This window comes from Chryseobacterium sp. HMWF035 (assembly GCF_003094695.1).
Lineage (GTDB): Bacteria > Bacteroidota > Bacteroidia > Flavobacteriales > Weeksellaceae > Chryseobacterium > Chryseobacterium gambrini.
The window spans coordinates 1-12253 of the sequence record NZ_QEHP01000046.1; the positions used below are offsets into that span (position 1 = coordinate 1).

General features: G+C 37.5%; 10 protein-coding genes. 4 read left to right on the forward strand and 6 right to left on the reverse strand.

Annotated features, from left to right (window positions below; all coding sequences use genetic code 11):
• Positions 1-100: 100 nt before the first annotated feature.
• Genes DD829_RS07345 through recO form a run of 4 tightly spaced genes read left to right on the forward strand, consistent with a single transcriptional unit; the run spans position 101 to position 4792 of the window.
• A complete protein-coding gene (locus DD829_RS07345; protein WP_108409042.1) occupies positions 101-868 on the forward strand; it encodes a 5'-nucleotidase C-terminal domain-containing protein in 768 nt (255 codons plus the stop codon).
• A complete protein-coding gene (locus tag DD829_RS07350; protein WP_108409041.1) occupies positions 868-1818 on the forward strand; it encodes a bifunctional metallophosphatase/5'-nucleotidase in 951 nt (316 codons plus the stop codon). The genes DD829_RS07345 and DD829_RS07350 overlap by 1 nt, the downstream gene beginning before the upstream one ends.
• 2 nt (positions 1819-1820) lie before the next feature.
• Complete coding sequence (locus DD829_RS07355) at positions 1821-4106, forward strand: T9SS type A sorting domain-containing protein (protein WP_185140311.1); 2286 nt, start codon at positions 1821-1823, stop codon at positions 4104-4106.
• Positions 4106-4792 carry a DNA repair protein RecO gene (recO, locus tag DD829_RS07360; RefSeq protein WP_108409040.1) on the forward strand — a complete coding sequence of 229 codons (687 nt, stop codon included), beginning with the start codon at positions 4106-4108 and terminating at the stop codon, positions 4790-4792. The genes DD829_RS07355 and recO overlap by 1 nt, the downstream gene beginning before the upstream one ends.
• A 40-nt stretch (positions 4793-4832) precedes the next feature.
• On the opposite strand, the gene DD829_RS07365 is transcribed toward recO, so the two are convergent.
• From DD829_RS07365 to mqo, 6 genes are all read right to left on the reverse strand, one after another.
• A complete protein-coding gene (locus DD829_RS07365; RefSeq protein WP_108409039.1) occupies positions 4833-7490 on the reverse strand; it encodes an MGH1-like glycoside hydrolase domain-containing protein in 2658 nt (885 codons plus the stop codon).
• Positions 7491-7826: 336 nt separating this feature from the next.
• Positions 7827-8636, reverse strand: coding sequence for a glucose 1-dehydrogenase (locus DD829_RS07370; RefSeq protein ID WP_108409038.1), 810 nt, complete (start codon positions 8634-8636; stop codon positions 7827-7829).
• A 148-nt stretch (positions 8637-8784) separates the two neighbouring features.
• Positions 8785-9258 carry a GNAT family N-acetyltransferase gene (locus DD829_RS07375; protein WP_087708978.1) on the reverse strand — a complete coding sequence of 158 codons (474 nt, stop codon included), beginning with the start codon at positions 9256-9258 and terminating at the stop codon, positions 8785-8787.
• Positions 9259-9261: 3 nt separating this feature from the next.
• Positions 9262-9876: a DUF1684 domain-containing protein gene (locus DD829_RS07380; protein ID WP_108409037.1), complete on the reverse strand. Its 615-nt coding sequence runs from the start codon at positions 9874-9876 to the stop codon at positions 9262-9264.
• A gap of 64 nt (positions 9877-9940) precedes the next feature.
• Positions 9941-10342, reverse strand: coding sequence for a hypothetical protein (locus DD829_RS07385; RefSeq protein WP_108411637.1), 402 nt, complete (start codon positions 10340-10342; stop codon positions 9941-9943).
• A gap of 84 nt (positions 10343-10426) precedes the next feature.
• Positions 10427-11932 carry a malate dehydrogenase (quinone) gene (mqo, locus tag DD829_RS07390; protein ID WP_108411638.1) on the reverse strand — a complete coding sequence of 502 codons (1506 nt, stop codon included), beginning with the start codon at positions 11930-11932 and terminating at the stop codon, positions 10427-10429.
• Between the last annotated feature and the right edge of the window lie 321 nt (positions 11933-12253).

Genomic DNA, 12253 nt, shown 5'->3' on the forward strand with positions numbered 1-12253 from the left:
AAGTAAAATTTTAAACCGCAGAAAAATTTCTGCGGTTTTTTTATTTGATTCATACTATTATAAATACATATAATTATATTTGCATATACTAAAAGATATTATGAAAAATAAATTCTTGTTATTAGGAATTGCTCTGGCTGCCCTTTCGGCTTGTAAGACGGCTTCATCGGCTTCTTCCATGCAGATTGCAGAGGTAAAGACCCAGAAAAATATTTCTATTAATAATGAGCTAAAAAATGAGGAGGAATTTGTAAAAATTATCGAACCTTATAAGCAAAAACTGGATAAAGAGATGAACCAAAAGATCTCTCATACCAATGTAGACCTTACCAAACAGGGAGATAACAGTAATTTAGGCAATCTTTTAGCAGACTATACTTTTGACGGAGCTGATGTATGGGCAAAGAAAAATTTACAGAAAAATGTAGACGCAGCCCTCATTAACATCGGAGGAATCCGTACCACGATCGGGAAAGGAGATATTTTACTGAAAAGTGTTTTTGAAGTAATGCCTTTTGAAAATGAAGTGATTATTGTGAAAATGAAAGGCAGCGATCTTCAGGGACTTTTCGATTATTATGTAGAGCATCAGGTAAACAATCCTGTTTCTCATTTGTATATAGAAACCAATAACGGACAGCTAACCAAAACTTTAATCAACGGAAAGACAGTAAATCCGGAACAGGATTACTATATTGCCACTTCAGATTATCTGGCTTTGGGAGGTGACAATATGAAATTTTTCTCGAAAGGGGAAATGATCCCGACAGGAATTAAATTAAGAGATCTTTTCATCGATTATTTTAAGAAAACTCCTGAAGTGGTTCCCAATACAGATGTTCGTCTAAATTTTATCGGTAAAAAGTAATGGATAGAAAAAGTTTTTTAAAAGCAATAGGTGGCGGAACTTTAGCAATGGCTTTAGCTCCCAATATGATGATGGCGGAAGAATTAAACATTCTTGATTTAAAGTCCGCAACCAAGCTTACTATTCTTCACACCAACGATCAGCACAGCAGAATAGAGCCTTTTGACGCAAGCTATACAAAAAATCCCAATCAGGGAGGTTTTGCAAGAAGGGCAAGTTTAATACAACAGATCAGAAATCAGGAAAGCAATGTTTTGCTTCTGGATTCCGGAGATATTTTTCAGGGAACTCCTTATTTCAACTTTTTCGGCGGTGAATTGGAGTTTAAATTAATGTCCATGATGAAATATGATGCTTCCACCATGGGAAATCATGATTTTGATAATGGTCTGAACGGATTTTTGAAAGTTTTACCCAATGCAAAATTCCCTTTTATCTGTTCAAATTACGATTTTAAAAATACCGTTCTGGACGGAAAAACTTCTCCATACAAAATATTCAATAAAAACGGAATCAAGGTAGGAATTTTCGGAGTGGGCATTCAACTGGACGGGCTCGTTGGCAAAAAACAGTATGGAGAAACGGTTTACTCCGATCCTGTAGATGTTGCCCAACATTATTCAAACTTCCTGAAAAACGAACAAAAATGTGATCTTGTGATCTGCCTTTCACACATCGGCTACGATTATAAAGACGAACCTAATAAAATAAGTGATAAAATTTTAGCTGCCAAAACAGAAAATATTGATATTATTCTGGGCGGTCATACCCACACTTTCTTACCGGAACCACAGACTTTTACCAACAGAGCAGGCAAAAGTGTTCTGGTAAATCAGGTCGGATGGGCAGGTCTTCTGTTGGGTAGAATAGATTTCTTTTTTGATACTAATAAAAATGTAAAACATATTTCCTGGAACAATCAGGTAATAGACAGCAGCATAATAGCATAAGCATGAAAAAACTCTCTTTAATCTCTCTTGGTATTTTAGCATCCCTGCAAGTTGCACATGCACAGACTATTTCTTCAAAAAAATGGGCAGACTTATTCTCCTACAATAATGTTCTTGCCATGAAAGAAGATAACGGAAAAATAGTTGCAGCAGCAGAAAGCGGGGTTTTCTACTATACCATTTCTACCGGTGAAATTACCAAACTGTCTAAAGCAAACGGTTTGCATGAGGTTAAAGTTTCAGCTTTTGATTACAATCCGCAGAACAAAATCGGTTTGGTAGGTTATCAAAACGGTTCACTGGACGTCATAACTCCGGATGGAATTACTTATGTTGTTGATATTCCTATTGCGACCGGATATAACGGAAGCAAAAAAATCAACCATATCTCAATTACCGGAGATCTTGCTGTTATTTCTGTAGGTTACGGTGTTTCAATATTCGATCTAAAGAAGAAAGAATTTAAAGATTCTGCATTCTTTTTATCAGGAGGAGTTTATCAGGCAAGTAATGAAGCCACTATTTTTGGAAATAAAGTGTTTTCTGTAACCAACACCGGTCTTAGAAGCCATGAGATGAATACTACTTTCCCTGTTTTTTCGACCTGGACTACAGAATTGGCAGGTACATTCAAGCATATCGATTCCGAAGGGGTGCTGAGCTTTTCTTCAGCTAATACAGCCTATGTATATAATGGAGGAGCTTTCACTCCGCTTTCACAATCATTTACCAATGTTCATGATGTCGTAGTAACTAATAACAGTATTGTAGTTACGGATCTCAGCAGAGTGTATACATTCGGAACCAACGGAAACTTTAACGCAAACGTAACTTTTGGTGAGGAATGTAACACTGCAACCACTGTAGGAAGCAGTGTTTATGGCGGAACAATTTTTTCAGGAATTAAAAACGAGGGGGGAAATACCTTCAAACCGGACGGTCCTTATCAGAATTATGCTTATAAAATCAGTCTTTACGGAGAAAATCAGATTTTGGTTTCTACCGGAGGAAGAGAAAGCAGATTCAATACCCCTATTTTCAATATAAAAAATCCCGGATTTTATTATTTTGACGGGATGAGCTGGATCTATCCTTCCTATTTTAAAGGAAATTCAACCGTATTCAATGTTTTGGATGTTGTTGCAGATCCTGTAAATCCAACTGATGTATTTTTTGCAAACTACATGACGGATGGATCACGCGGAATTTATAAAATGAAATACAATGCAGGAAACAAGGATTTTACTTTCGTCAAAAGGTATGATTTAGGAACTACTAATATCTTCACAAGACGTCCTGTCGGTTTAACCTTTGATGACTCAAACAATCTTTTTGCTTCTATAGCTTTCTCCGGTGATGGTGCTGCACTTGGGCCTTATACAGCAATCGGTGCATATGACAGGACAGGAGATGACTTTGTTATAAAAAATACCACTTCTCAATTTGGAGCGGCACAAAAAGCTTTATATAGTGAAGGACTTCTTTTTATTCCTACGCCTCGAACTAATACTTTTATAGCCTACGATACACAGAAGACGCAAAGCCCTTCAGACGATACCGCCTATATTCTAACTCAATCCAACGGCTTCGCTACAAACTCTGGAGGAACGATTTCTGTTGCCATTGATAAATCCGGTGATGCGTGGATTGGCGGAGATCAGGGATTAAGGATTTTGCCAAATGCTGTTTCTGCTATAAAAACACCCTCTTCCGCAACCGTTGAGCCAATTATTATAGAACAAAACGGATTGGGTGAAGAGCTTTTCAGAGACGGGCAGATTTTACAGATTGAGGTGGATGCAGGAGACCACAAGTGGGTTTCTGTTGATGGTGGTGGAGTTTATTATCTTTCTGCAGACGGACAACAGACCATTAAACATTTTACCAAAGAAAATTCTCCGCTTCCGACGAATACCATTACCGATATCAAGGTTGATAAAAAAACAGGAAAAGTATATTTTGTTTCTTACGACGGAATTGTAACGTATCAGGGTGATGTTGCCGATGTAACATCAAACTTCGGCAATGTACTTGTTTACCCGAATCCTGTAGTGTATTCTAATTTTAAAGGTAAAGTTACTATAAAAGGATTGGCAGAAGTTACCAATATCCGAATTGCGGATGCTGCCGGAAACGTTGTGCATTCTGCGGTGGCAAGAGGAGGATACTACGAGTGGGATCTCAATAACCAGAGAGGAACAAGAGTAGCTTCGGGAGTATATTTCGTATTAATGACCAATGAAGATGGCTCCGACAAAGCTACGGCGAAGATCGCTGTCGTAAATTAATGAATTCACAAAGCGGATTTTTACTATCCTATATAAAATATGGCGAAAATGATGCAGTACTGCACTGTTTCACCGAGGAAGACGGGTTTCAGTCTTATTTTCTGAAAGGAATTTATGCCAAAAAAAATAAGAAAAAAGCCCTTCTTCTGCCGTTAAGCAAACTTAATTTCTCTGTAAATCCTGTAAAAGGAAACGGAATCCAGACGATTTCAAAATTTGAAATGATTAAAAGCAACGATATTTATACAGATATTCGTTGTAATACGGTTGTGTTTTTTATTTCAGATTTTTTAAATCAAAACCTGAGACATGAAAACAAAAATCATCATATTTTTTTCTGTCTTGAAGAATTTACGGATGAGCTGGAAAGCCGCAACTATCAGTCGCATCTTATTTTTTTAATTAAAATTCTAAAAATTCAGGGCGTTGCACCATTATTGAACGAAGGGAAATTTCTTGATCCTGAAACCGGAACTTTTACCCATGAAATAATGCATCAACTGTTTACAGAAGAAGTTTCAGCCATCTGGAAAAGAATTCTTTCTGCTGAAAATCCTTACGGCATTAAAATACATTCCAATTTCAGGAAAGACTTTTTAGACAGCATACTTGTGTATTATCATTACCATATCACCGATTTTAAAATTCCGGCTTCTCTGGAAGTTATTCAACAGATATTTGAATGATTAATACCTGAGAATTGGCGTTAAGTAAGATATTATTGATTTAAAACTCCACATTTTTCGGTGTTTCGGTTTCAGATTCTGCGATATTTTTTCTTGAAAATCTAGGCATCAGAATTTTAGCAATAAGTCCCGTCCAACCTGTCTGATGCGACGCTCCCACTCCACGACCGGTATCGCCATGAAAATATTCATAGAATAAAATATAGTCTTTAAAATCCGGATCGGTCTGAAATATGGGATATTGGGAATTAAACGGACGGTTCCCTTTTTCATCTTTTAAAAATAATTGAGACAGTCTTTTGCTTAAAGCCTCTGCAATTTCATCAAGATTGGAATAGTTTCCGCTTCCGGTAGGATATTCCACCAAAAAATCGGGACTGTAATAGAAAAAGAAGCGTTGCAGACTTTCAATTATTAAAAAATTAATCGGAAACCAGATCGGTCCGCGCCAATTGCTGTTTCCCCCGAATAATCCGCTGTCGCTTTCTGCGGGAGTATATTTTACTTTGTAATCTGTTCCGTTAAGATTTAGGGTAAAAGGATTGTCTTCATATTGTTTTGAAAGCGCACGAATGCCAAATTCGCTTAAAAACTGATCCGGATCGAGCATTCTGCTTAATAATCTCTTTAAACGGTGACCTCTTAAAAGAGACAGTAAATGTTTGGATTCATCACCTTTTACTTCCCAATGCGAAACTAGAGCAGCCAGTTCCGGTTTATTTTCCAGAACCCACTTCATTCTTTTCTTGAAATTCGGCAGTTTTTCGATCATTTCGTCATCGATAACCTCAACTGCAAACATAGGAATAAGCCCAACAATTGTCCTTAATTTCAGATACATATGATCTCCGTCGCTCGAAGCAATAGCATCATAAAAGAATTCGTCTTCTTCATCCCAAAGGCTGAAACATTCTTCTCCCATGTTGTCCAGAGAATTGGCAATTGCCAGAAAATGCTCAAAAAACTTCATCGCCATTTCTTCATACACATTGTTATACAAAGCAAGTTCAAGAGCAATTCTCATCATATTTAAAGCAAACATTGCCATCCAACTTGTTCCGTCGGACTGTTCCAGATGTTTTCCGTTTGGAAGCGGCATATTCCGGTCGAAAACACCGATGTTGTCGAGTCCTAAAAATCCGCCTTCGAAAATATTATTTCCGTTGTTGTCTTTTTTATTGACCCACCAAGTAAAATTCATTAAAAGTTTCTGAAAAGTACTTTCCAGAAATTGCAGATCGGGATTACCCTTCAGATATTCATCTATTTTAAAAACCCTGAAAACTGCCCATGCATGAACAGGCGGATTCACATCACTAAAATCCCATTCATAAGCCGGAAGCTGTCCGTTTGGATGCATATACCACTCAAAAAGAAACAGTTTGAGCTGATGTTTTGCAAAATCGGGATCAATTAATGAAAAACTGATGGTATGAAAAGCCAGATCCCACGTTGCGTACCACGGATATTCCCATTTGTCGGGCATGGAAATAATATGCTCGTTGTTGAGGTGTTTCCATTCAGAATTTCTGATGTGTTCACGGGATTTTGGCGGTGGAAACTGTGAAGGATCTCCTTTCAGCCAACGTTCCACATTGTAATGATAGAACATTTTGTTCCAGAGCATTCCTGCAAAAGCCTGTCGCTGAACCAGTTTTTCGTCTTCTGTTTTTATTCCGCACTGAATGTCTGAATAAAATTCATCTGCTTCTTTCTGTCTTGAAACGAAAATTTCCTCAAAATCCTGAAAAGGCTGTTTTAAATCCTGATCCGAAAGTCTTAATTCAAACGTTTTTGTTTCTTTTGGCTTAAAATTCTCGTCGATGAGAAAGGATGCTTTTGTTCCGAAATCTTTTGGGTTTACGGACTGGGAATTTCCGTTGATGATAAAATCGTTGATTCCGTCTTTGGTATATTTTGACTGGTTTTGAGACTGATAAAGTCTTTCATTATTCGTTTCGTTATCGCAGAATAATACTTTCTGAGCATTTTTTGCGTATACATTTTTGATTTCTAAATCGTGATGATTAATCGTGATACAATCTGAATTTTCAGAATTCATCAGAGGTTTGTAATTATTATATCCCCAGTTCCATGTATTTCTGAACCAGACTGTAGGAAGAATAATTAACGAAGCATCTTTTTCTGATTTATTAACCACGGTTAATTTCACAAGAATATCATTCTGACTTTCTTTGGCATATTCAATAAAAATATCAAAGTATTCGTTTTGGTCGAAAATTCCGGTATTGATTAATTCGTATTCGGAATCTTCTTTTCCTCTTTCCGCATTGGTTTTTATGAGATCATCGTAGGGAAATGCATTTTGAGGATACTTATACAGCATTTTCATATAAGAATGCGTAGGCGTAGAGTCGAGATAGTAAAAATATTCTTTTACATCTTCACCATGGTTTCCCTGACCGTTTGATAAGCCAAAGAAGCGTTCTTTCACCATTTTATCTTTTTTGTTCCAGAATCCGACTGAAAAAACAAGTTTCTGAAGGTCATCACAGATTCCGCAGATTCCTTCTTCGCCCCAACGGTAGGTTTTGGCTTCCGCAATGTCGTGATTGGTGTAGTTCCATGCATCTCCTTCTGCGCTGTAATCTTCGCGCACCAATCCCCATTCGCGGTTGCTTACGTAAGGTCCCCATTTTTTCCAAGTAATGTCGGACAGTCTTTCTTTTTCTTTCATGCTGTTTTGATAAGTGATGGTTGATTATTGATAAATGATTAAAAATTTTATCGCAAAGTCAGACAAAGCTTTTCTGTAATTTTTTTCTTCTAAATTAAGATAAACAAAGGCGTTTCACTTATTTTTGAAACACTATTTCTTTAAGTACTTTATTGACAAGTGAAACGAATTTACCATTCACTATTTACAATTCATTTCCTTTAATAATGTTCATTCATGTTTCGGCTGCAATGCGCTCCGGATTGAACGGTCTGTCTGAGCTCTTTTTGTAAGTTTTGGAAAAGGTAAAGGCACAAAAAAGCGAGTAGTGAAAGCCGGAAATATGCGCCCAAAGAATTATCCTCCTGTTGAAAAGCTTTCGAACGTTGTCATTCCGCCATCTACAAAAATACTGACTCCGGTAATGTAATCTGCAAGATCACTTGCCAGAAATGCTGCCATATTTCCGATGTCCTGTGGTTGACCGATTCTGTTATAAGGAATCAGGTCTAATAATGAGTTTAAAGCTTCGGGAGTGTTCCATGCATCTTTGTTGATGGGTGTCTGAATCGCTCCGGGACAGATGGAATTGACACGGATTTTGTCGGCTCCGTATTCCTGCGCCAAAGTCTGCATGAGCATTCTGATCGCGCCTTTGCTTGAAGCATAATTGGCGTGACCTGCCCAAGGAATGATTTCGTGAACGGAACTGATGTGAATAATTTTTCCACAGGCAACGGAACGCGAAGGATCGATACCACGGCGAAGAAATTCTTTGATGGCTTCTCTCGCACATAAGAATTGCCCAGTAAGATTGATTCCGATGACGGTATTCCACTGATCGAGCGTCATTTCGGTAAATTTTGCGTCTTTCTGAACGCCTGCGTTGTTGATGAGAATATCGACTGTTCCGAATTGTGAAACCACATCCTGAAACATTGTAACGACCTGATCTTCTTTGGAAACATCGCACTGATAGGTTATTCCGTTTCCGCCTGCATCGGTGATTTCCTTTAAAACGGCTTTGGCTTCATCTAAAGAGTGTTCTGAAGAGTGATTAACAATTACGGTTGCTCCTGCTGAAGCGAGTGATTTTGCAATTCCTGACCCGATTCCGCTGGAAGCTCCGGTAACGACAGCGACCTGATTGTGAAGAGATATTTCCATGTTTTATTATTTGATGTTACTCAAATTTAGGTGAAAGTTTCACGCCAAACATGAAAATTCTGAATTAAAAATTTCTTAAAGTTTGATTTTTAAGGATTATGCAAAAACTCTTTTCTATTGAACCGATAATTTTTTCAAAAATTCTGTTTTACAATTTTTTGTACATCAGATATTGTATTCCGCTTCTGCCCATTCTTGTTTTTCCGTCGAATTTGTAGCCGACTTTGAGGTATAATTCGTAAGCGGAACTATTGTTTTGGTTGACTGCAAGAACGATTTCGCTGCAATCTTTAAAGTGTTCCCGAACAAATTCATCAAGAAGAATCATTGCTGCTTTTCCGATTCCTTTTCCCTGCGATTCAGGATTTATGGAAAGGGAGCGCAATAACGTAGAATTCTGATTGTCTGTAAGGTCTAATTTATCATTTCCGAAATCCAGCACAAAAAAACCGGCAGGATGATGATTTTCCAGAATGGTGATGGGAAAAGCAAGGGTGTCGCTCCGCTCTTCAATTTTCTGTAATGCCTGTTCTGCAGTTGCGGTGTATTGTGACTGCAGTTCGTCCAAAGTATAGCTTACTCCGGGAAAATCTTTCGGTTCGTAAAATTTTAATTTTACCATAATTTAATGATGATAAATGTCTTCATACATTACTCCTGCCGGAATTTCAACCGGAAGTTTATTTTCTTCGGGAACAACGGGACAGTTGTAATCGTAAGCGTTGTAAGCACAGTAAGGGTGATACGATTTATTAAAATCCAGAATAATGGTTTTGCCTTTTGGGATGGTTAAATCCAGATATTTTCCACCGCCGTAGGTTTCTTTTTCGTTAGTAGCATCACGGAAAGGCAGAAATAAATGGTCTTTGTATTTTTTCTGTTTGATTAAGTCTAAGCTTTGATATAGCGTTAATGTATATGATTTTCCGTCTAACTGAAATGTTGCTTTTCCATATTCTCTGTAAGGTTTTGTTTTGCCTGAAGAGGTGGGAAGATCAAAAGGTTCTGCGTTTTCCGTTTTCTCGAATTTTGCAGTAATTCTGTATTTTAAACTGATCGGAAAGAAAGGATGCTGCTTAAAATTTTTAAAATTCTCGCCGCGTAAAGGTGTTTCTTTCGGGTTTACATATTCAGCATTCAGTTCTTTCTGAAATTTTTTAATTTCGGATTCTTCTTTTGAAAATTTTTGAGAAAATATCAGAAGTGGAAAAAGTAAAAAGATAAGTAGGTATTTTTTCATGAACTTAAAACTATGATTTACGATGAAGATTTTACTGTAAATAAGCCATTCAGCGGATTAATTTTCAGTAAGATTCTGAAATTTTCACGCGGTAAATGTCTGATGAATTCCTTTTAATGGATTCTACAAAAAATCCGCCTTCTTCCGGAATAACTTCTTTTAAATCAAAGCTTTTACAGTCTTTCGGCAACCCTGAAAACACCAAGGTGAACCAAAAATCTTTCATAAACGGAACGGGAGTCCAGTTGGGATAAATGGTAATGTTTTCCGCATGAATTAGTTTGCTCTGATGTTCTGACTGATTATCAAAAAGATAGGTTGACTGCCATATTCTGATGAGGTTTCCAAAGAAGGGTGATGCCGGAAAACAGCAATGCACAATAACCTGCTGTTCCTCCTCAAATTTGGTTTGAAGGGATTCTAATAATTCTTTCACGATCACAGGTTTTATAAGTGTTTCTGACATAATTTCTTTGTGAGAAGTGAATAGTCAATTGTTTGTAATTTAATACTTTAATTTAAAAAACTGACTATTCAGCGCTCACTTTTTTTAATATTCGAGTTGTAATTTTTCTTTTGAATAGTTTCTCACTTTTTCTGTAAGCTCAGGATGATCTGCCAGTTTTTGCCCGTAAGAAGGAACCATTTCCAGCAGTTTTTCTTTCCATTCGCCATGAAGTTTTTCGGGGAAGCATTTTTCAAGCACGTTCAGCATTGCATATACTGCTGTTGACGCTCCGGGAGACGCTCCCAACAGAGAAGCAATTGTTCCTTTTTTATTTACCACTACTTCGGTTCCGAATTCCAGTTTTCCGCCATGTTTTTCATCCTTTTTAATGATCTGAACTCTTTGTCCGGCAACTTTTAGTTCCCAGTCCTCTTCTTTGGCATCTTTAATAAATTCTCTCAAATGCTGAATTCTCTGGGACTTCGTCATGGCGACCTGCTGAACCAGATATTTGGTTAAAGGAATATTATGCCACCAAGCTCCGAAAAGCGATCTTAAATTTTTAGTATTCACACTTTCAGGTAAATCCAGATAGCTTCCTTCTTTTAAAAATTTAGTTGAAAATCCGGCAAAAGGTCCGAAAAGCAAAGCTTTCTGTCCGTCGATTATTCTTAAATCCAAATGTGGAACGGACATGGGCGGAGCATCCACAGTTGCCTGTGTATACACTTTTGCCTGATGTTTTTCCACCAATTCCTGATTATGAGTTACCAGCCATTGTCCGGAAACCGGAAAACCGCCGTATCCTTCGCTTTCTTTGATGTCTGAACTGTCTAACAGCGGTAAAGCATAGCCTCCTGCTCCGATAAATACAAAATCAGCTTCCACTTCCTGTTTGTGGCTGTGAATTCTGTCTTTCACTTTCATTTCCCAGGTTCCGTCTTCTTTCGGATCGATGTCTTTTACTTCATGGTACAGGAAAACTTCAACATTGGAATCTTCCAGCAAATGTCTTCCCATTTTTCTGGTGAGCGTTCCGAAATTAACATCAGTTCCCAGATCCATTTTGGTTGCCGCCATTACTTCAGACTGATTTCTTTTGCTCATTACCAGAGGAATCCATTCTCTCAATTTATCGTGATCGGTTGAAAATTCCATTCCTTTAAAGAGAATGGATTCTGACATTTTCTCATGACGTTTTTTAAGATATTCCGCATCTTTTTCTCCAAAAACGAGACTCATGTGCGGACAGGAATTGATAAAATCCTTCGGTTCGCTGATGTATCCTTTTGTAATTAAATAAGACCAGAACTGTTTTGAAATTTCAAACTGCTCGGCGATGCTTTCTGCTTTTGAAATATCGATTGTTCCGTCGGCTTTCTCAGGGGTATAATTGAGCTCACAAAATGCTGAGTGACCTGTTCCTGCATTATTCCAGGCTGCTGTACTTTCTTTGGCAAACCGTCCCAGTCTTTCGAAAATAGCTATTTCGAGCTCAGGATCAAATTCGTGTAATAAGGTAGCTAAAGTGGCACTCATAATTCCGCCACCTATTAGAACAACGTCGTATTTTGGTTTCGGCGTTCTGCTTGTAAGCGATTGTGACATAATTTAAATTTTATAAGGTCAAAGTTCGGGAAAAGTTTCTTAAAATAGGGTTTGGTGAAACGATTTTAATATGGGTTTTATCAAAAAAATTAATTTACAGAATCTGTCGGATTATTGAGCTGTTTTAAAATCTGTGATGCTGAAATGCTGATTATTGTCTCGCGTTTTTATGATCCGACTTTCTTAATAGCCATTGAGCGGCATGTCTGAGCTCTTTTTAGGTTTTCGGCGGCGGCAAAGCCGCTAGTCATGGTCGGAAGATTTTTTTTATTATTTTGAATAATGTTTTTTTAATTTAACTATTTGATTTCCAATTAATTG